This window comes from Flavobacterium frigidum, assembly GCF_048286795.2.
On the sequence record NZ_JBLVPT020000020.1, the window covers coordinates 1 to 22,736 of the forward strand.

Annotated in this window: 14 protein-coding genes; 5 read left to right on the forward strand and 9 right to left on the reverse strand. The window is 34.8% G+C overall.

The genetic code is table 11. The features are described 5' to 3' along the window. The first annotated feature begins 128 nt into the window (after positions 1 to 128). Together ACNQGB_RS14695 and ACNQGB_RS14700 are read left to right on the forward strand one after the other, a co-directional pair. On the forward strand, positions 129 to 314 hold the full coding sequence (locus ACNQGB_RS14695; protein ID WP_417948151.1) for a hypothetical protein: 186 nt from the start codon (positions 129 to 131) through the stop codon (positions 312 to 314). Between the two features lie 797 nt (positions 315 to 1,111). Next, on the forward strand, positions 1,112 to 1,978 hold the full coding sequence (locus ACNQGB_RS14700) for an NAD(P)-dependent oxidoreductase (RefSeq protein ID WP_472777132.1): 867 nt from the start codon (positions 1,112 to 1,114) through the stop codon (positions 1,976 to 1,978). A gap of 117 nt (positions 1,979 to 2,095) precedes the next feature. On the opposite strand, the gene ACNQGB_RS14705 is transcribed toward ACNQGB_RS14700, so the two are convergent. Continuing rightward, a complete protein-coding gene (locus tag ACNQGB_RS14705; RefSeq protein ID WP_166138710.1) occupies positions 2,096 to 2,323 on the reverse strand; it encodes a CDGSH iron-sulfur domain-containing protein in 228 nt (75 codons plus the stop codon). 381 nt (positions 2,324 to 2,704) lie between these two features. On the opposite strand from ACNQGB_RS14705, the gene ACNQGB_RS14710 reads away from it, so the two are divergent. Continuing rightward, positions 2,705 to 3,772, forward strand: coding sequence for a glycosyltransferase family 9 protein (locus ACNQGB_RS14710; protein ID WP_417947230.1), 1,068 nt, complete (start codon positions 2,705 to 2,707; stop codon positions 3,770 to 3,772). Positions 3,773 to 4,151: 379 nt separating this feature from the next. After that, entirely contained in the window at positions 4,152 to 4,661 is a 510-nt protein-coding gene (locus ACNQGB_RS14715; RefSeq protein ID WP_417947228.1) for a pyridoxamine 5'-phosphate oxidase family protein, read from the forward strand. Positions 4,662 to 4,724: 63 nt separating this feature from the next. Here the strand turns inward: ACNQGB_RS14715 and ACNQGB_RS14720 are convergent, their stop codons facing one another. The 5 genes from ACNQGB_RS14720 to ACNQGB_RS14740 all read right to left on the reverse strand — a co-directional run bounded on the left by ACNQGB_RS14720 (position 4,725) and on the right by ACNQGB_RS14740 (position 14,880). Next, positions 4,725 to 6,179, reverse strand: coding sequence for a LysM peptidoglycan-binding domain-containing protein (locus ACNQGB_RS14720; RefSeq protein ID WP_417947226.1), 1,455 nt, complete (start codon positions 6,177 to 6,179; stop codon positions 4,725 to 4,727). Positions 6,180 to 6,888: 709 nt separating this feature from the next. Next, on the reverse strand, positions 6,889 to 9,156 hold the full coding sequence (locus tag ACNQGB_RS14725; RefSeq protein WP_472777133.1) for an aconitate hydratase: 2,268 nt from the start codon (positions 9,154 to 9,156) through the stop codon (positions 6,889 to 6,891). 141 nt (positions 9,157 to 9,297) lie between these two features. After that, positions 9,298 to 12,069, reverse strand: a complete 2,772-nt coding sequence (locus ACNQGB_RS14730) for a bifunctional aconitate hydratase 2/2-methylisocitrate dehydratase (protein ID WP_417946883.1) — start codon at positions 12,067 to 12,069, stop codon at positions 9,298 to 9,300. 328 nt (positions 12,070 to 12,397) lie between these two features. Continuing rightward, complete coding sequence (locus tag ACNQGB_RS14735; RefSeq protein ID WP_309759348.1) at positions 12,398 to 13,351, reverse strand: AAA family ATPase; 954 nt, start codon at positions 13,349 to 13,351, stop codon at positions 12,398 to 12,400. Between the two features lie 119 nt (positions 13,352 to 13,470). Further along, positions 13,471 to 14,880, reverse strand: a complete 1,410-nt coding sequence (locus tag ACNQGB_RS14740; protein ID WP_417946882.1) for a peptidylprolyl isomerase — start codon at positions 14,878 to 14,880, stop codon at positions 13,471 to 13,473. 582 nt (positions 14,881 to 15,462) lie between these two features. Here ACNQGB_RS14740 and ACNQGB_RS14745 point away from each other — a divergent pair. After that, on the forward strand, positions 15,463 to 17,052 hold the full coding sequence (locus tag ACNQGB_RS14745; protein WP_417946887.1) for a peptide chain release factor 3: 1,590 nt from the start codon (positions 15,463 to 15,465) through the stop codon (positions 17,050 to 17,052). An 85-nt stretch (positions 17,053 to 17,137) separates the two neighbouring features. Here ACNQGB_RS14745 and ACNQGB_RS14750 read toward each other — a convergent pair whose 3' ends face one another. The 3 genes from ACNQGB_RS14750 to rpoC all read right to left on the reverse strand — a co-directional run bounded on the left by ACNQGB_RS14750 (position 17,138) and on the right by rpoC (position 22,483). Then, a complete protein-coding gene (locus ACNQGB_RS14750; RefSeq protein ID WP_417946880.1) occupies positions 17,138 to 17,500 on the reverse strand; it encodes a hypothetical protein in 363 nt (120 codons plus the stop codon). Positions 17,501 to 17,854: 354 nt separating this feature from the next. Continuing rightward, positions 17,855 to 18,166 (reverse strand): DUF3467 domain-containing protein, encoded by a 312-nt coding sequence (locus ACNQGB_RS14755; protein WP_417946878.1) that lies wholly within the window; start codon positions 18,164 to 18,166, stop codon positions 17,855 to 17,857. Between the two features lie 3 nt (positions 18,167 to 18,169). Next, positions 18,170 to 22,483, reverse strand: coding sequence for a DNA-directed RNA polymerase subunit beta' (gene rpoC / locus ACNQGB_RS14760; RefSeq protein WP_417946876.1), 4,314 nt, complete (start codon positions 22,481 to 22,483; stop codon positions 18,170 to 18,172). Positions 22,484 to 22,736 lie beyond the last annotated feature (253 nt).

Genomic DNA, 22,736 nt, shown 5'->3' on the forward strand with positions numbered 1-22,736 from the left:
AAACAAGTAGAATTATCAATTAATAACAGACCCATTAGAAAATTCAATTACCTTAGTCCTATTGAAACTCTAAATAATAAGTTTGTTGCACTTATGAGTTGAACACAGCTAATTCTTAAAAGAAGAAAATGAAAAAAATAATAAATAGAAAATCAGTAATTCTAATGTCAAGTGGAATATTCATAATTGCAGTTTCGCAAATCTTTTCTCATTTTGTCGAATTACCTGATTTTACAAAAGGTTTATTTTTTGGAATTGGAATTGGAATATTATTATTGGCAATAATTTTTGGCAAATATAGAACTGCTCAATAAAATTAAGTTTAAATCCAAAGTTAAAATATGAAAATAATATTGTGAGAGCGAAAGAAAATGGATCGAAGCAAAAAGTAAGAACGAACAACAGCGGTTTGCCTCAATGGCTTAATTCTGTGATTCTTTAGAAAACAAACTGATAACGCAAAATCTGGTTTATATTTATGATTGTTTGGTGAGAGGACGCCACTGAGACAAGCTACAGAACGTCAGGCTGTGAAAAAACTATTTAAAAAAAAATTAAAAATATGCAAAAAGAAGAACACTCGAACAAAACGGACAAACAGTTAAAATCTACCTCTAGTTTGTATTACGGACTTTTGATTTTAACTGTTGTGTTACCAATTATTCTTACAATATCTGGTTACTTTTTGACTGGAAAGACCTATTTTAATACTATTATTCACTTTGTTGTCATAATGATATTTCTTTTGCTCTCAAAGAAAAGATTTAATAATTATAACGACTAAACGATATAAAATACAAGTTAAAATCTCAGTGATTGTACACTGCTGAAAAGATAAAGAAGTTAAGTCTCTTATTTTAAAATTACCCACTGGCGCTCGTTTTCCACGAGTGCCAATTTTAATTTAGAGCATAATCGTAGCGTTTGCATCGTGATTATTATATCTTTTAGCATTAATTCCCCACAAATAGGAGAAAATAAAAAAACTAAATGCGATTGCTTCGTTCCTCGCAATGACTTCGATACCGACAGCGCTGATATACAACAATTGGTAGCGCATTTTTGCAAACTGTACCCTTAATGAACAAATAATATAAACAACACAAAAATCATGAATACATTAAAATTAGGATGGACAGGTCTTGGCAATATGGGAAATCCAATGGTGATGAACCTACTCCAAGCAGGTTTTGAAGTATCGGTTTTCAATCGTACTAAAGATAAAGAAGCACCTTTACTGGCTGCAGGAGCAAAATCAGCAAGCAGTTTACAAGAGCTAATGGAAACCTGTGATGTTGTTTTGACCATGTTATCTAATGACGCAGCTGTCAAAGAAGTTTTTGAGGGACCAAAAGGTTTATTGTCTGCAGCATCTGCTGGAAAAACCATTATCAATATGAGTACGGTTGCACCGGAAACCTCGCGTTATTTAAACACCATTTGCAACCAACATCACGTTCATTTCATAGACGCTCCCGTATCTGGAAGCGTAAAACCGGCACAAGACGGAACTTTGGTTATTCTTGTGGGCGCTTCAAATGAAGATTTTGAAGTAGCAAAACCCATATTTGACGTTTTGGGTAAAATTGCCATTCACGTTGGCGAACCAGGTGTGGCAAGTTCGGCTAAATTAGCCATCAATTACTTACTTGGACTAAATCTTCAAGGAATAGCTGAGACGGTTTTATTTGCCGAGAAAAACGGCGTGAGCAAGGAAGACATGCTCAACATCATCAACCAAGGCGCTTGCGGAAACGGAATCACGAATATCAAAACACCTTCTATTTTAAACGATTCTTTCCCTGCCGCATTTGCTTTGAAACATTTAGTGAAAGATTTAAGACTGGCCAAAGAAGCCGGTCTCGATACTCCGCTGATTCATCCATTGTATGACAGTTATGCTGCAGCAGAACAAGAAGGATTGGGCGATCAAGATGTGATGGCGATTATTAGTAGTTTGAAGGACAAATCATTTTAGAATAGCAGTAAATTGAGTTAATAAAACAGTGTATTTAATTGGTTTAAAAAATAAACAAGAAAAGCTTAATCCGCAAAGATTTAGCTTTTTCGTATATAATCGAATTAGAAAACGATACTACTTTGTTTTTACGGGTGGCAAATCAAACGCTGCAGGTTCATGCTCAAAACCATTGCGGTGTGCTCCATCGCAAAAAGGTTTGTTGGCAGATAAACCACAACGGCAAAGACCCAAAGCGGTTCTTCCTTCTAAACCGTAGGTTTGACCATTGCAATCTGTTATTTCAAAATCGCCTTCTATTTTTATCGAACCATTCTTATTAATTGTTAATTTAGTCGTGCTCATAATACTATTGTTTTAGATGTCAAAGGTTATAAATATTTTAAAATCCTAGCGCATCACGCTCCTTTTTTATGATATCAAAGTCTAATTTACATCAATTCTATTTTGTAAGCGGTGTTTTAAACCTCTCTTTTTCTAGTTTATTTTTAAGTAATCCTTTTGTTTTCATAGGGTTGTAAATTACTCCGAAATAAGCAGCTGATATCTATCACAATAGTATAGGGCAAAACCCCATAAATATTTATTAGTTTCTAAATTGTATCTTTGTTACTTTGAGAATTTTTTCGAAGTAGTAGAACTGCTGACAGTTGCTGCCAAAAGAATAAAAACCGATTTAAATTTTAGATCAACACCCATTTCAGTACCATATAGTATCATAAAAGCATGAGCATCTTAAAAACAGTAAATGTTTACCGCAGAATATTAACCAAAAGTCTGACTAAGAATATTGGTAATTCGCATCGCAATCAAACCATAGATTTAAGTCAAAAAATTGAAATCAAAAGGGTTTTAATCTCTAGACCCAATCATCGATTGGGAAACCTCTTGTTGGTTACCCCGCTGGTACAAGATGTAAGTGTTACTTTTCCTGATTGCAAAATTGATTTATTTGTAAAAGGTGGCTTGACACCCATTATTTTTGAAAACTACAAAAACATAGATATCATAATTGAACTTCCCAAAAAACCTTTTAAAAATTTAATTGCTTATTTTAAGGTTTGGGTGCAACTAAAAAGTGCCAAATATGATATTGTAATCAATGTAAATAAAAATTCGTCATCCGGAAGATTATCTGCTCAATTCGCTGATGCCAAGTATAAATTCTTTGGAGCAGAAAATACTACTTTAGAAGCGAAATATAGTGATTATGGTCACATTGCAAAGTACCCGGTATATGAATTTAGACGCTTTTTGACCGAACTGGGTTTTCCTGAAAATGCAAATTCGATTCCATCATTAGATCTAAAATTGAGTACTAATGAATTAGCTATCGGTAAAAAAACGGTAGACGAAATTGTTCCTGCAGCCAAAAAAACAATATCCATTTTTACCTATGCAACAGACGACAAATGCTACTCTACAGCATGGTGGGATGATTTTTACGCAGCATTACTACAAGAATTTCCCAATTACAACATCATCGAAATTTTACCCGTAGAAAATGTTTCGCAAATAGGATTTAAATCCCCTACGTTTTATAGTAAAGACATTCGTGAAATTGGAGCCGTAATTGCAAATACTGAGATTTTTATTGGCGCTGATAGTGGCATTATGCATTTGGCTAGTGCTTCCTTGAAACCTACTGTAGGTTTGTTTTCAAGACCCAATCAAGTTACTTATGCACCTTATAATAATGACAGTACCGCTATAAATACGAATAGCAGTTCAACCGAAACATCCATCAAAATAATAAGAGATATTCTTGCAAAACGGTTATTACAACAGAAATAAAAACAACTCTAAAGTTTACTTACTTTGAATTGCTACTTACTCCATCAAAAAGTCCAATTTCAATTCATTTAAAGTGTAGTAAAAAAATTATAAATTTTTAAATGAACTCCATTAAATTGCTAGTTTTCCAAAAATCTGACGGTCCTTTTGACTGGTTTATCTAACGTATTTCAAATTAAAAACAATTTTTACTTTTCGATCTTTCTAAAGACCGGTTCTTGTAAATTTTCACCACAATACGCTTTAAAACACCTAATGTTACCGTTTTAATACGTGAAAAATGAAACTTTTCTTCTTAATTGTATAATGCGATTCGCACCTTTGTTGACCATCTTTGTAAAACAAAACAGCAAAATTCAATTCAAATAAAACTAGGATTATGAGCGATACAAAAAATGAATATACAGTTGAAGGAGTAGACAAACTTAAGAGCCTTGTTAAAGATATCAATACCTGTCTTTTTTGTACTAATCTAGATAAAAATGATGGAGCGACTGCAAGACCAATGGGTGTAGTTGATGTATGTGACGAGGGAAACATTTGGTTTTTTAGTGAAAAAAATAGCGATAAAAATAAAGAAATAGAACACGATGCTGCTGTTCAACTATTTTTTGCCCATCCCGGAAAAGGGAGTTATATGGTAGTAAATGGTGAAGCCAGCATCAATACTGATCCAGCAAAAATTGAAGAGCTTTGGACTCCTATAGTGAACATTTGGTTTAAAGAAGGAAAAAAAGACCCCAACGTATCCCTCATTAAAGTCAAACCCACTAGTGCCTATTTTTGGGACGTTGATGGCAATCAAATGATCAATTTTCTAAAAATGGCAGCCTCTGTAGTCACGGGCACTAATTTAGTAGGCGGGAATTCAGGTGAAATAAAAATTTAGTAGTAATAAAAAACGCTTCAGTAGTTGAAGCGTTTGCAATAATACGGTAGACAAGGCACCAAATTATTGTAATACTCTATTGATTTGAGAGAAATTTTTCTCGTAATACTTTTCTTTAGTAGATGAAATAATCACACCGTTGCTGACAGAAGAGTGAATGAATTTTATTTCTCCCTCACAAACTTCAACCACCATACCTACGTGATTAATTTGGCTTCGGCCGTTTGTTTTAAAAAATATAAGATCTCCTTTTTGAGCTTCTTCGGTATTAATTCTAGTACCAATACTTGATTGTTCTCTCGATGTCCTTGGTAATTTTATGTCAAAAGCTTCAAAAGTAGAGCACATAAGACCTGAGCAATCAAAGCCTGCTTTTGAAGTTCCTCCAGAGCGGTATCGAGTTCCTATATTTTCTGAAGCCCGCTGAATCAATTGATCCAGAAAATCGTGATTAAATGTTGGTTTTAATCCATTGTTAAAATCAATTTTAGTATTCTCAATAGGAGCGGCATTTATTTGATCTGCGCTAACAATTACATTATTTTGTATGGGCTCATTATTAGCACGAATGCGTAGTTTATCTCCTACACGAAGTCCGTTTTTAACGGTTGGATTTTGATTTTCTAGTTCTTTTACCGTTAGTCCATATTGTTTAGCAATACCGTATTTAGTTTCTTTTGGTAAAACTTCCCGAGTTACAATACCCGAAGGTTCAGTCTCGGTATGTTTTGCATCAGCAATAGCAAGGCTTTTTGGTTGAAACAGTTCTGTTTTTTGTTCTAAAACTACTGCCTCTTCTGATTTTGATACTTCTTTGACTGGTTCAGCAACAACTACCGTTTCTGGAGTTGACACTTCTTTATTTTCTGGAACAGCAACAATTGTTTCACCCGATTGAATTCCATTTCCTGGAATTGTTATTTTTTGACCAACTCGAAGTGCTTTAGTTCCTATTGTTGGGTTGGCTCTATCTAATTCTTTTACTGTAATTCCGTATTTTCTGGCGATTGAATATTTGGATTCTTTAGGCAAAACGGCAATTGTTGTTTGTTCTTCAGTGAAATTTCCTGTTTCAGTAAACTTTGCGGCAACTGCTATTTCAGGTGAAGATTCTTGAGCCGGAAGTATAATTTTTTGACCTATTTTTAATCCAGTGGCTTCTAATGTTGGATTGACTTCGTTTAATTCTTTCAGCGAGATTCCGTATAGTTTAGCAATTCCGTACGGTGTTTCTTTGGCTAAAACTTCGTGCTCTTTGCTGGAATAATTTGTTGCAATTTTAGATTTTACATTGGACTTTTTTGAAGCGGCAACTGGAATTAATAAAATGGAATTGAGTTTTAAAAGATTTTTTGCTTTTGGATTTAATTTAAAAATAGCACTCTGTTTTACGTCATATTTCTCTGCAATACTTGAAATTGTTTCTCCTTTTGCGATAGTGTGTTTAGTGGTTTTCTCCTGTGAAAAAAGAACGATACTATTTAATACAAACAATGTTACAATTAATCTTAAACTCATATTCATCTATTTCAAATTACCTACCCCATTTTTATTCTACACAGCGATTTCGGGATATAATTATTAAATCTCGCTCTGGTTTTGCTTTTTTACTTTTCTTTTTAAAAAATTGTAAAAATGTTCCTCATCTCTTTCAAAAAAAAGAAATTCGGAATGTGTCCATTTTAAATTCTGATTAATTTTCTATTTCAAATTCGTAACAGTTGAAATAATAAAGCACTATTATCCGACCGGATTATTGCTTTTGAAATAAAATTTGAGAGAGAAGATGGGAACAAATTTATCCGATACTCTTCTGACAACTATTTTATTTAAAAAGCTAATATATGTCATTTGTTCAAAAATACCCAGACTTTTTCAAATTTTAACGCTCAAAAAACAAACTTTAACGCTTTTTTTTGACTTTTATCGATGATTTTACGTTCAAAAGCAACTGTAGGCATTGGCTTTTGAGGCCACTCTAAACGTCATTTTTACTCCTTTCTTTTTAGCCCTGATGAAAGTGAAAAGCCTTTTGAAATCCAATTGCTATTTTTTTCCTGTGTATAAAGAGCGACTGAAAAAAGCTCCTTTATGCGCTGGAAAAAAGCAATTGGATGAAAAAGCTTGAAACGCTCAGCAGGAAATAGCTCCTAAGAAAAATAGGAACCATACAAAAAAAACGCCCTAGTTTCCTAAGGCGTTTTGAGTATAAAATAGCAGGCTTGGTTTATGCGTTTCCCGCTGCTGCAATTAGATTTAAGGCAGAACCGGCAACAAACCAACCTATTTGACCTTCGTTATAGGTATGATTTGCCAAAATACTATCTGTAGTCCCATCGGTATGAACGAACTCTAATGTTAGTGGTTTTTCTGGAGCAAAATCGACTAAATCTATAAAATTGATCGTGTCATCTTCTTGAATTTTATCGTAATCAGATTCCGTTACGAACGTCAATCCCAGCAAGCCTTGTTTTTTTAGATTGGTTTCATGGATCCGTGCAAATGACTTGACCAAAACGGCTTTGACACCTAAAAAACGAGGCTCCATAGCAGCATGTTCTCGAGAAGATCCTTCACCATAATTGTGATCGCCAACAACAATAGAAGGAACTCCAGCCGCTTTATAGGCGCGTGCAACAGCAGGAACCGCATCGTACGCCCCCGTTAGTTGATTTTTAACAGAATTTGTTTTTTGATTGAAGGCATTAATGGCTCCGATTAACATATTATTAGAAATATTATCTAAATGCCCACGGAAGCGCAACCACGGACCTGCCATTGAAATGTGATCTGTGGTACATTTCCCAAATGCTTTGATCAGTACTCTAGCTCCCAAAATATTTTTCCCGTCCCAAGGTAAGAATGGCGCTAATAATTGCAAGCGTTCTGACGTGTCACTTACTGAAACTTGAATTCCAGAACCGTCTGCAGCTGGTGCTTGAAATCCTGGATCTTCTACATCAAATCCTTTTGGTGGTAATTCGTCGCCTGATGGTGCATCCAGTTTTACCTCATCCCCATTTTCATTAATTAATGTATCCGTTAATGGATTAAAACTTAAATCTCCTGCTATGGCTAAGGCAGTAACTAGTTCCGGCGAACCCACAAAAGCCAACGTATTGGGGTTCCCATCAGCTCTTTTTGAGAAGTTTCTATTGAATGAATGTACGATTGTATTGCGTTCTTCCTTTTCTGCGCCTTCTCTATCCCACATTCCAATGCATGGTCCACAAGCATTTGCAAAAACAGTTGCTCCCATTTTATCGAAAACATCGATAAATCCGTCACGTTCTATGGTGTAGCGAACCATTTCAGAACCTGGTGTAATGGTAAATTGGGATTTTATTTTTAAATTTTTGTCGGTAACTTGTTTCGCGATAGAAGCCGCTCGTGCAATATCCTCGTAGGATGAATTGGTGCAAGAGCCAATTAAAGCTACTTCGATTTTTAAAGGCCAATTGTTTTTAATGGCTTCCTCTTTTACTTTTGATATTGGCGTTGCCAGATCTGGCGTAAAAGGACCATTTAAATGTGGTTCTAATTCGTCTAAATTGATTTCGATTACTTGATCAAAATACAGCTCCGGGTTTTCATAGACGGCAGCGTCGCCAGTTAAATACGGTGCAATTTTATCTGCAGCATCTGCAACATCAGCTCTATCTGTAGAACGCAAATACCTACTCATAGATGCATCATAGCCAAAAGTAGAAGTCGTTGCGCCAATTTCGGCACCCATATTACAGATTGTTCCTTTTCCTGTGCAAGACATAGCGGTTGCGCCATCGCCAAAATATTCAACAATAGCGCCTGTTCCTCCTTTTACGGTAAGAATTCCAGCAACTTTAAGAATTACATCTTTTGGAGCAGTCCATCCCGATAGTTTACCCGTTAATTTTACTCCAATTAATTTAGGAAACTTTAATTCCCACGCCATTCCTGACATGACATCTACCGCATCAGCACCACCAACACCAATAGCTACCATTCCTAAACCACCTGCATTTACAGTATGTGAGTCGGTACCGATCATCATTCCACCAGGAAAAGCATAATTCTCTAACACCACCTGATGAATAATTCCGGCGCCTGGTTTCCAGAAACCAATTCCGTATTTATTAGAAACGGAAGAAAGGAATTCAAACACTTCATTGCTTTGAGTTTTAGCTCTAGCCAAATCGGTGACTGCATTCACTTTGGCCTGAATCAAGTGATCACAATGCACTGTTGTAGGAACTGCCACTTTAGATTTTCCTGCATGCATAAATTGCAATAAGGCCATTTGAGCCGTTGCATCTTGACACGCCACTCTATCTGGAGCAAAATCTACATAATCTGCACCTCGCGTAAAAGCTTCAGTTGGCATTCCATCCCAAAGGTGGTTGTATAAAATTTTCTCTGTTAGCGTAAGCGGACGCCCAACTATTTCGCGTGCTTTATCTACACGAGTGGTCATGTTGTTGTACACTTTTCGAATCATTTCTATATCAAAAGCCATATCAAATTGTTTTTTGTTGCTACACGTTAGTAATTATTGAATCATTACAAGGTACAAAAAATAGAGAAGGCATACTCATAAAAAAAGCCTAAGTCTTTTATACAGACTTAGGCTTTTAGAATTATTTATTTTACAATTTTGCTAATTTGCCAATAATTTGTGAGAGGGCGCAAACTGAGTTAGGTTAATTCCTTTCACGGCAGCTTTGTATTCTTCAATCGTTGGCGTTCTCCCTAAAATGGTCGAAAGTACCACAACTGGTGTTGATGAAAGCAAAGATTCTCCTTTTTTACCCTCTGAATCTTCAACGACTCTTCCTTGGAAAAGACGCGTAGAGGTTGCCATCACCGTATCTCCTTTCGCTGCTTTTTCTTGGTTACCCATACATAAATTACAACCAGGACGCTCTAGATACAAAATATTTTCATATCCAGTACGTGCAACGCCTTTTGGAGCATTATCATCAAATTCGAATCCAGAGTATTTTTGTAACACTTCCCAATCTCCCTCTGCTTTCAATTCGTCTACGATGTTGTAGGTTGGCGGTGCTACCACTAGCGGTGCTTTAAACTCTACTTTACCATATTGTTCGTCTATATTTTTTAGCATTTGAGATAATATCTTCAAATCGCCTTTGTGTACCATACAAGATCCTACAAAACCAAGATCTACTTTTTTCACACCTCCGTAAAAAGAAAGCGGACGAATCGTATCATGCGTATAACGCTTAGAAACATCTGCATTGTTTACGTCTGGATCTGCAATCATAGGTTCTGCAACGATATCTAAATCAATAACCACTTCGGCAAAATATTTTGCATTGGCATCAGGAGTCAAAGCTGGTTTAGTACCTGATTTAATTTCTTCAATTCTATTATTGGCAATCGCAATCAATCCTTTTAGAACTTGCTTTTCGTTATCCATACCTTTATCGATCATGATCTGGATTCTTCCTTGCGCAATTTCTAGTGATTTGATTAAAGTATCGTCTTCAGAAATACAAATCGAAGCTTTCGCTTTCATCTCAGCCGTCCAGTCTGTAAAGGTAAAGGCTTGATCTGCGGTAAGTGTACCTAAATGCACCTCGATAATTCGACCCTGAAAAACATTTTCTCCGCCAAATTGTTTCAACATTTGAGATTGCGTAGCATGAACAACATCACGGAAATCCATGTAATTTTTCATGTCGCCTTTAAACGTCACTTTTACTGATTCTGGAATTGGCATAGACGCTTCTCCAGTAGCAAGTGCTAGCGCAACGGTACCGGAATCTGCACCAAACGCAACTCCTTTTGACATTCTAGTATGCGAGTCACCACCAATAATGATAGCCCACTCATCTACAGTAATATCATTTAAAACTTTGTGAATAACATCGGTCATGGCGTGATATTCTCCTTTTGGATCCCGAGCCGTAATTAAACCAAAATCATTCATAAACTTCATCAATCTTGGAATATTCGCTTTCGATTTATTGTCCCAAACTGATGCAGTATGACAACCGGATTGGTAAGCTCCATCAACAATTGGTGAAATCACAGTAGCCGCCATCGACTCTAATTCTTGAGAAGTCATTAAACCAGTCGTGTCTTGAGACCCTACGATGTTTACAGTAACACGAACGTCAGAACCTGCATGAAGCACTTTTCCTGGCGTATTACCCACCGCATTTTTATTAAATATTTTTTCAACTGCCGTTAATCCTTGTCCTTCAACAGAAACTTCTTTTGATGGAGCAAAAACGGGAACAATTGCGATTCCTAATGTTCTAGAAGCAAAAGTTTGTAATTTTTTTCCAAAAACAATCGCATACGATCCTCCAGCTTTAATGAACTCCATTTTTTGAGGAGTAAATGCTTTAGCAATATCGATTAATTCTGTATCGCCATTGTATAATTTTTTTGTTTTGGTATTGATGGTTAATACCGTTCCAGTACCAACCGAATAGGCTTCTTCCAGCACAACATCGCCACTTTCGTTACGAATTGGATCTCCATTTTGATCTAACTTTTTTACCCAGTTTTTAAGATCTAGACCAATACCACCCGTTACATCAACAGTAGTAAGGAATATTGGTGAAATTCCGTTTGTTCCTGCTACAATAGGCGCAATATTTATAAATGGAACGTACGGACTTGCTTTTTTACCGGTCCAAAGCGCCACATTATTAACACCTGACATTCTTGATGACCCTACACCCATAGTTCCTTTTTCAGCGATAAGCATCACACTTTTATCTGGATGTTGCGCTTGCAAGGCTTGGATTTCGTCTTGTGCTGCTGGAGAAATCAAGCATTTACCATGAAGTTCACGATCTGATCTAGAGTGTGCTTGGTTTCCAGGCGACAATAAATCTGTTGAAATATCTCCTTCGCCAGCAATATATGTTACCACTTTTATTTCTTCAACTACTTCTGGAAGCTTTGTAAAAAACTCCGCTTTAGCATAACTTTCTAAAATAGCTATAGCAATTGTATTTCCATTTTTATAGGCTTCTTCTAAGCGATTCGTATCTGCTTCATATAGAAAAAACTGTGTTTTCAGTACCTCAGCAGCCTGCGTGGCAATTTCGATATGGTCTCCTAAAGCTAAATCTAATAAAACTTTAATAGAAGGCCCCCCTTTCATGTGTGATAATAATTCAAATGCAAAAGCGGGAGTAATTTCATTAACTACTGCTATTCCTTGAATAATTTCCTTTAAAAAAACAGCTTTTGCACCAGCTGCAGGCGTAGTACCCGGCACGGTATTGTAAATGAAAAAATGTAATGATTCGGCACGATCGGCGTTTTCAATATCTTTTATTTGTGTAATGATTTCGCTTAGTAATTCAGCACCATCAATAGGTTTTGGATGTAATCCCTGCCCTTTTCTTTCTTCGATTTCTCTTAAATAATCGCTATAAATGCTCATAATAGATTTTTTTCAATGTTAGTGGCTAATTGCTTTGATTCACACAAAATTAAAAGCCAAAATAGCTCAATTTTTATTTATCTCGCAAATTTAGTTATTTCAAATGATATTTAAAAAAATTTAGGGGATGCAGTGATTTGAAAACATATTATTACCTAATACTGATTTTTGATGCGTATAATTGATAAAATTTTAAAAAATTAACATTATACTGTTTAATCCATACTGAATTATTTACAACAGCTTCATTTTTGAAAAACAAAAAGAACGACGACTAAGAAATCGTTATAGTTGAGACAAAAAACGTGTGAAAAGCAAGTCGAAATTTTTAAAACAATTTTTCAATAATCATTTCTTCAGTAATGCCTTCAGCATCTGCTTTGTAGTTTTTTATGATTCTGTGACGCAATATTCCAATGGCTACCGCTTTCACATCTTCGATATCTGGTGAAAATTTACCTTTAAAAGCAGCATTGGCTTTGGCAGCTAAAATTAAATTTTGAGAAGCACGAGGTCCCGCTCCCCAATCTAAATAATTTTTTACAAACTCATTAGACAACGGATTATCCGGACGGGTTTTACTAACCAATGTTACCGCGTATTCAATTACATTATCTGCAACTGGGATTCTACGAATTAACTGTTGAAAATCAATTATTTCCTGAGCGGTAAACAATGGGTTTATTGTATTTTTTATATCCGAAGTGGTTTGCTTTACCACTTGAACTTCCTCTAAAAACGAAGGATATCCTAGTTTTATAGCAAACATAAATCGATCTAATTGTGCTTCTGGCAAAGGATACGTTCCTTCTTGCTCAATAGGATTTTGAGTAGCTAGCACAAAATACGGCAAGTCTAGTTTATGGTTTTCACCCGCAATTGTTACTGACCGTTCCTGCATAGCTTCCAGCAGTGCGGCTTGTGTTTTTGGTGGTGTTCTATTGATCTCATCTGCAAGAATAATATTTGAAAAAATAGGTCCTTTTATAAATTTAAAATGACGATTTTCATCCAATATTTCACTTCCAAGAATATCCGACGGCATCAAATCTGGCGTAAATTGGATTCGCTTGAAATTAAGTCCTAATGCCTGCGAAAGTGTATTTACCAATAGTGTTTTGGCCAATCCTGGAACTCCAACTAATAATGCATGACCTCCAGAAAAGATGCAAAGCAAAATTTGGTCTACAACCGCATCTTGACCCACAATGATTTTGGCTATTTCTGTCTTTAATTCGTTTCGTTTTTGAACTAAGTTATGAATTGCTGCTACGTCTGACATGTAATGAGTATGTTTAAAATTAAAAAGAGTTAGCTTTATGAAAACATAAAACTAACTCTTTTATTTGTTTATCGAAAATATTTTATCCTTAATTCTAAGCTCGAAAACGATTTGCGAATCTATTTTTTTAACCAATTGTTAGTAAACGTACAATCTCTATATTCTCCGATGATTTTGATGTATGTTTCTTTAATTTTTTCGTCAAACCATTTTCCAATAGCATTAATTCGTTTACTTTTTAAAGCCAAGTCTTTGATCTTGATGTAATCCTTTGCGTAGTCCGCTGCATGTTCGTCAATTCGATTAGTTACAGTAACAATTTTAAATTTTTTCTTTCCTTCTTCACCTTGATCCAATATTGGAGCCGAAACTTCACCCTCTTTCAAATTGGAAACTTGGCTGTAAAAAGTAGGATCCATTTTGGTCAATTCAAAACGCGTGTCTTGGGTTTGTGGATTGATTAATGCTCCACCATTTGCTCTTGTTTCTTTTTCATCCGATAAGGTTCTTGCTGCTTCTGCAAAAGTGATTTCCTTATCTTCAATTCTTTTTTTGATTAACGCAATTTTCTCTTTAGCCTCACTCAACGACTCTTCGGTAACTGTTGGACTCAACAATATATGACGTAATTCTATTTCTTGCCCTTTGATTTTTTCAACTAAAATGATATGATAACCAAAAATTGTTTCAAATGGCGCCGAAATTTCTCCTTCTGCAAGACTGAAAGCGACATCTTTAAATTCCTTTACAAAAGGTGTCTTGCGATTCATCTTGTAGAAACCTCCATTTGACCTTGAGGCAGGATCCTGGGTATACAAAACTGCTTTTGTAGAAAAGCTAGAACCTTCCTCAATTTCCTTTTTGAAACCATTTAGTTTATCAATTACTTTTTGCTTGTCGGCATCGGAAACTTTTGGAGTAACCACAATTTGAGCTACTTCTAATTCAACACCAAAAAACGGTAAATCTGCTGCTGGTATTTTTTTGAAATAATTTCGAACTTCTTCTGGAGTGATTTCTACACCGTCTACAATTTTCTTTTGCATTTCTGAACTCAACTTCCCTTCTTTTAAAATATCAGAGAAGTACGTTCTAAATTCCTCTTCAGAATCCTTCTTGTAATACTTCACAACTTTATCTAAAGAACCAATTTGCTCTACCATATAACTCAGTCGGTCTTCCATCATACCCTTCACTTCTGCATCAGTGACTACAATACTGTCCTGAATGGCTTGATGTGCATACAATTTGTCTTCTAATAACTTCCCTAACATTTGGCATCTTGTAATATCTTTTACAGATCCGCCTCCCGCTGAAATTTCAAGATACGATTTGTCAATATCTGAATCTAATATGATGTAATCTCCAACAGTAGCAATGACACCATCTATTTTTTGTTTACCAGTTGATTGTATTTTCTTGATTGGAACAATCACAGAGTCCTTAATAATTTCTTGGGCACTTATTGTAACACATGTAAAAAGTAAAAGAAAAAAAGTAAATACAATTCTATTATTAATGGATTTCATTTCTGTTTTATTTATTGGCATTATTCTAATTTATATTTGTCGTAAAAAGGTAGTTATTCTATTGTTCTTAAACTTTTTGATAGCTGCCTGATTAATTTTGGCAAATATACACTTTAAGAATCAACAACTGAATTGAAATTTTACAATACAATTCTTAAGTATTCTTTAAATTTAAAACGAACAAAAATAGCAATTCAATTACATAATACAAGTTTCCATCTTACTATTAACAAAAAATTATAAACGCATTTGTTTATTCGAATATTCGATTGTTAAAGTATAAACAAAATGAATATTGGAAAAAAAATCAAAATCTAAAATACTAACGGTTACTTTCATTTCTTATTTAAAAGTGTGTACTATTGATAGTCTATTTGGTCAATCAATATGTAACAAGTAAAGATCATCGAGGCTGTCTGAAAAGACGGCCTTCTTTTTTATCATTTATTAAATCATCACATTTCTAATATTGAACTATAATCCTATGAATTGCAACTTCAAAACCATCCCACTCCAATTAGCGGATACAATTTTTTTAATTGGCATATATAAATAGTACTTTTGCAAACTATTTATACAAATATGGGCTTTTTAGAAGAAATACAACGCAGAAGAACTTTCGGGATTATCTCACATCCTGATGCCGGAAAAACAACACTTACAGAGAAACTCCTCCTTTTTGGTGGTGCAATTCAAGAAGCAGGTGCTGTAAAGAATAATAAAATTAAAAAAGGTGCTACCAGTGACTTTATGGAAATTGAACGCCAGAGAGGTATTTCGGTTTCCACTTCGGTTTTAGCATTCAATTATAAAGACAAAAAAATAAATATTCTCGATACACCGGGACATAAAGATTTTGCCGAGGATACTTTTAGAACCTTAACTGCTGTCGATAGCGTTATTGTTGTAATTGATGTGGCCAAAGGTGTCGAGGAACAAACAGAGAAATTAGTTGCGGTTTGTAGAATGCGAAAAATCCCAATTATTGTATTCATTAACAAATTAGACCGAGAAGGAAAAGACGCTTTTGACTTGATGGACGAAGTGGAACAAAAACTGGGTTTAACAGTTACTCCATTGAGTTTCCCAATAGGAATGGGGTATGACTTTCAAGGAATTTATAACCTTTGGGAACAAAACATAAACTTATTTAGTGGCGACAGCCGTAAAAATATTGAAGAAACGATTGCTTTCTCCGATGTTCAAAATCCTGAATTAGAGAAAATAATTGGTCAAAAACCAGCCGATCGATTGCGTGAAGAATTAGAATTGATAGATGAAGTATATCCAAAATTTGATCGTCAGGATTATTTAGACGGAAAACTACAACCTGTATTTTTTGGTTCTGCATTGAACAATTTTGGAGTCAGAGAATTATTGGATTGTTTTGTTCAAATTGCTCCTTCACCAAGACCCAAAGATTCAGAAACACGATTGGTAGATCCTAAAGAGGAGAAAATGTCTGGATTTGTTTTTAAAATCCACGCCAATATGGATCCTAAACACCGAGATCGTTTGGCCTTTATAAAAATTGTTTCTGGAACGTTTGAAAGAAACAAACCGTATTATCACGTGCGTCAAAAGAAAAACTTAAAATTTTCTAGTCCAAATGCTTTTTTTGCTGAAAAGAAAGAAATTGTAGATATATCGTATCCTGGTGATATTGTTGGCCTACATGACACTGGGAATTTCAAAATTGGAGATACGTTGACCGAAGGGGAAATCATGAGTTTCAAAGGAATTCCAAGTTTTTCTCCAGAACATTTCCGATACATCAATAATGCCGATCCAATGAAAGCCAAGCAATTGGATAAAGGTGTAGATCAGTTGATGGATGAAGGTGTTGCTCAGTTATTTACTTTGGAAATGAACAACAGAAAAATCATTGGAACGGTTGGTGCACTTCAATATGAGGTAATTCAGTACCGTTTAGAGCATGAATATGGCGCAAAATGTACCTATGAAAATTTTCCTGTTCACAAGGCTTGCTGGGTAAAGCCAAATGATTTAAAAAGTGAGGAATTTAAAGAATTTAGACGAATAAAACAAAAATTCTTAGCTCATGATAAGTACGGACAATTAGTATTTCTAGCTGATTCTGACTTTACAATCCAGATGACACAAAATAAATATCCGAATGTGAAATTATTTTTTACTTCAGAATTTGAGTAAATCACATTTTTTTGAAATAGTTACAAAAAAAACGCTAATTTTTCAATTAGCGTTTTTTTATATCCCTTTTAAAATAAATTTCTACTTAAGAAACCATACTGCCTGTATCAACCGCTTTCTTTAAAAAAGCTTTGATTAACAAACGGTTTGGAGCAGAACCAGATGTTATAACCTGTATTTTTGCACTTGAACTTTCTTTAGATATTGTACTGTTTGGATCTTGTTTAGTACCCATAAACCATAAAACAAAATTCATACTGTTTGATTGAGTGGAAACTGCTGAGACATTTTCTTTTTTTGCATTACTGTTAACTTCAATCGTACTATCATCTACTAATTTTTGTGCAGACTGACCAAATACAGATACGTTTGACAGTAATATAAAAACAAACAGTATCAAGAGATTTGAAATCCCTTTAGTGTTAGCTTTTAAAGTAAAATATTTCATAACAATTCGTTTTTTTTTTGGATAGATGGTGTTTAATTCCCTATCTCGAGAACGAAAGTATATCATTTATTTACCAGCAAAAAATATTTTCGATGAAGCACCTTAATAATCGTTTAAAACACAAAATTGTTATTAAACACCTGAATTTAAAGATTTCATAATGTCTATTTATCAAATAAAGAGTAATGTATAATTTTTATAGAAATTGAACATTCAGGAACGAATAATAGAGAAATATTGAAGTGATACTTATATGAATCTTAAAATTAAAAAAACACAAAGCTAAAAGTCACATTACAGAAGAAAGATTTAATCCATAAAAAAAGGCTCCATTTCTGGAGCCTTTTAAAAATATTATGCTTGTCCTGCCGGACCAAAATTAAGCGGTATTGGTGCCTGTTCAGTGTCTTTTATTTCGCCATGAGCGACTTCAAAACGATGAATATTTTCTCCTATTGCTTTTAACAGCCTTTTAGCATGTTGCGGCGTCAAGACAATTCTTGATTTCACCTTAGCTTTAAGAATACCTGGCATAATGCTTACAAAATCTAAAACAAACTCTGATGAAGAGTGATTTATTATTGCCAAATTGGAATAAATTCCTTCAGCGATTTTTTCATCTAGCTCAATATTAATTTGCTCTTGTTGTTGATTAGAATTACTCATATCTTAATAAATATATTCTTCTTTGTTAGCCATCATATCATTATAATCTTCTTTCGAACCTACAATTGTATTGTCATATTCTCTCATACCTGTTCCAGCAGGGATTCTATGTCCTACAATTACATTTTCTTTCAATCCTTCTAAGTAGTCAATTTTACCTGCAACAGCAGCTTCATTCAATACTTTAGTGGTTTCTTGGAAAGATGCAGCAGAAATAAACGATTTAGTTTGAAGCGATGCTCTTGTAATACCTTGTAAAACTGGCGTTGCTGTTGCAGTAACAACATCACGAGCTACAACAAGATTTTTATCTGTACGTTTCAATAAAGAGTTTTCATCACGCAACTCACGAGGCGTAATAATTTGTCCTTCTTTTAATGCACTAGAATCTCCAGCATCTTCAACTACTTTCATACCGTATAATTTATCATTTTGAACGATAAAATCTTTAGTGTGAATTAATTGATCTTCTAAGAATAAAGTATCACCTGGATCCTGAACTCTTACTTTACGCATCATTTGACGTATTACTACTTCAAAGTGTTTGTCATTGATTTTTACCCCTTGTAAACGGTATACTTCTTGAATTTCATTTACCAAATACTGTTGAACAGCTGCTGGTCCTTGGATTCTTAAAATATCATCTGGAGTAATTGCACCATCAGATAAAGGTACCCCTGCTCTTACAAAGTCATTTTCTTGAACTAGAATTTGGCTTGATAATTTAACCAAGTATTTTCTAACGTCACCAAATTTAGATTCGATAACAATCTCACGGTTTCCTCTTTTGATTTTTCCAAAAGAAACAACACCATCGATTTCAGAAACAACAGCTGGGTTTGAAGGATTACGAGCTTCTAACAACTCTGTAATTCTAGGTAAACCTCCAGTAATATCTCCTGATTTAGAAGAACGACGTGGAATTTTTACCAATACTTTACCTGCTTTAATTTTCTCACCGTTTTCAACCATCAAGTGGGCTCCAACTGGTAAGTTATAAGAACGAATAAGTTCTCCTTCTTTACCGTAAACCAATAAAGTAGGAATTAATTTTTTAGCTCTAGATTCAGAAATTACTTTTTCTTGGAAACCAGTTTGCTCATCAATTTCAACCATGAATGATTGACCTTGCTCTAAATCTTCGTAAGCAATTTTACCAGTAAACTCAGAAACGATAACTCCATTATATGGATCCCATTTACAAATTACATCTCCTTTAGCAACAGATTGACCGTCTTTAACGAAAATACTAGAACCGTAAGGAATATTATTTGTACTTAATAAGATACCTGTTCTTTCATCAATTAATTTCAATTCCGTAGAACGAGATACAACAATATCAACCGAATTTCCTTCGCTATCTTCACCTTTTACAGTTTTCAAATCTTCGATTTCAAGCTTACCAGCAAATTTGGTAATGATACTTGATTCCTCAGAAATACCACCCGCAACACCACCAACGTGGAATGTACGTAGTGTTAACTGTGTACCTGGTTCTCCAATAGATTGTGCTGCGATAACACCAACTGCTTCTCCTCTTTGTGTCATTTTACCAGTAGCTAAATTTCTACCGTAACATTTTGCACAAATACCTTTTAACGCTTCACAAGTTAATGGTGAACGCACTTCCACTTTCTCGATTGGAGAAGCGTCAATTGCTTTCATTATAACTTCAGTGATTTGTTGTCCAGATTGAATCAAAACTTCATTATTCAAAGGATTAATTACGTCTTGTAAAACAACACGTCCTAAAATTCTTTCTCCTAATGATTCAACAATTTCCTCATTTTTCTTCAATGCCGAAACTTCAACACCTCTTAAAGTACCACAATCTTCGATGTTAACAATAACATCTTGAGATACATCATGCAATCTTCTTGTTAAATATCCTGCATCGGCAGTTTTCAATGCCGTATCCGCAAGACCTTTACGCGCACCGTGAGTAGAAATAAAGTACTCAAGGATAGAAAGACCTTCTTTAAAGTTAGAAAGAATCGGATTTTCAATAATTTCACCACCACCAGCAGTAGATTTTTTTGGCTTAGCCATCAAACCACGCATACCGGTTAACTGACGAATTTGTTCTTTGGAACCCCTTGCTCCAGAATCAAGCATCATATACACTGAGTTGAAACCTTGTTGGTCTTCTCTAATGTTTTTCATTGCTAACTCTGTCAATTGAGCATTTGCTGAAGTCCATACATCAATAACTTGGTTGTAACGCTCGTTATTGGTAATAAGACCCATGTTATAATTTGCAGAAATACCTCCTACTTGCTCTCTTGCGTCGGCAATTAATTTAGGTTTCTGATCTGGAATTCTAATATCCCCAAGAGAGAATGACAAACCACCTTTGAAGGCAAATTTGTACCCCATGTCTTTCATGTTATCCAAGAAAGCCGCTGTTGTAGGTACATCAGTTGAACTTAAAACATGTCCGATAATGTCTCTAAGGTTTTTCTTAGTCAATACATCATTGATATATCCAGCTGCTTCTGGTACTACTTCATTAAATAATACACGACCCGCAGTAGTTTTAATGATTTGGTAAACCAACTCACCTGCTTCATTAAAATCTTTTGCTCTAATTTTCACAGAAGCATTCAATTCTAATCTACCTTCATTCAAAGCAATATTTACTTCTTCAGCAGAATAAAAAGTGATTCCTTCTCCTAAAATTTTAAGCTCTGGAGTAGATAAACGTTCTTTGGTCATATAATATAGACCCAAAACCATATCCTGAGAAGGTACCGTGATAGGAGCTCCATTTGCAGGATTCAAGATATTGTGAGAACCCAACATTAATAGTTGTGCTTCCAAAATTGCTTCTGGTCCTAACGGTAGGTGAACTGCCATTTGATCCCCATCAAAATCCGCATTAAATGCCGTACAAACTAAAGGGTGCAATTGGATTGCTTTTCCTTCAATTAATTTTGGTTGAAATGCTTGAATACCTAGTCTGTGCAAAGTAGGAGCACGATTCAGTAATATTGGATGACCCTTAATTACATTTTCAAGGATATCCCAAACCACAGGCTCTTTCTTATCTATTATTTTCTTAGCTGATTTAACCGTTTTTACAATTCCTCTTTCGATCAATTTACGGATAACGAAAGGTTTGTACAATTCTGCTGCCATATCTTTTGGGATACCACATTCAGACAATTTCAATTCAGGTCCAACAACAATTACCGAACGAGCAGAATAATCCACACGTTTTCCAAGTAAATTTTGACGGAAACGTCCTTGTTTACCTTTAAGGGAATCAGATAATGATTTTAATGGTCTGTTTGATTCCGTTTTTACTGCAGATGCTTTACGCGTATTATCGAAAAGTGAATCTACAGATTCTTGCAACATACGTTTTTCGTTTCTCAAGATAACTTCTGGAGCTTTAATCTCCATTAATCTTTTCAAACGGTTGTTACGGATGATTACACGACGGTATAAATCATTTAAATCCGAAGTTGCAAAACGACCTCCATCAAGAGGCACAAGCGGACGCAATTCTGGTGGGATAACTGGTACCACTTTCATAATCATCCATTCAGGACGATTCTCACGGTTCAGGTTAGACTCACGGAAAGATTCCACAACTTGTAATCTTTTTAAAGCTTCCGTTTTACGTTGTTTAGACGTTTCATTGTTAGCATTATGTCTTAATTGGTAAGACAAGGCATCAAGATCTATTCTTGCTAATAAATCCATAATACATTCTGCTCCCATTTTGGCAACAAATTTATTTGGATCAAAATCATCAAGATATTGGTTGTCAGCTGGAAGCGTATCTAAAATATTTAAATATTCTTCTTCTGTCAAAAAGTCAAGTCTTTGTAATGATTCTCCTTCTGCATTTTTAGCAATACCAGCTTGGATTACTACGTATCTCTCGTAGTAAATAATCATATCTAATTTCTTAGATGGAAGACCAAGGATATAACCGATTTTATTTGGAAGAGAACGGAAATACCAAATATGAGCAATTGGCACAACAAGATTGATGTGACCTACTCTGTCTCTACGAACTTTTTTCTCAGTTACTTCTACACCACAACGGTCACAGATGATCCCTTTGTAACGTATTCTTTTATACTTACCACAAGCACATTCAAAATCTTTTACTGGTCCGAAAATACGTTCACAGAAAAGACCATCACGCTCAGGCTTGTGCGTTCTGTAGTTGATAGTTTCCGGCTTCAATACTTCACCTCTTGATTCTTTCAAGATCGATTCAGGAGAAGCAAGTCCTATTGAGATTTTATTAAACCTTTTTACAGGGTTTTTATCTTTATTGTTATTATTTCTATTATTCATCATAGTTTTTACTATTGATTTATTTGCAATTAAAAAATTAATTTTATTTCAGTCTTAAAGTCAAATGTCATAAAGTTTTTAAAGCCACGGATGACTTTAGACTTTAGACTTTCAAACTTTTGACTTAAACATTACCTCGAGTTACTTCTCTAAACTTCAAATACAATTTTTGAAGTGCTAATTACAAAACCTATCAGGTCTTAGTAAAAAATCGGAACGAGTTACGGGTATAAATCCTAAAAACTTATATAAATGC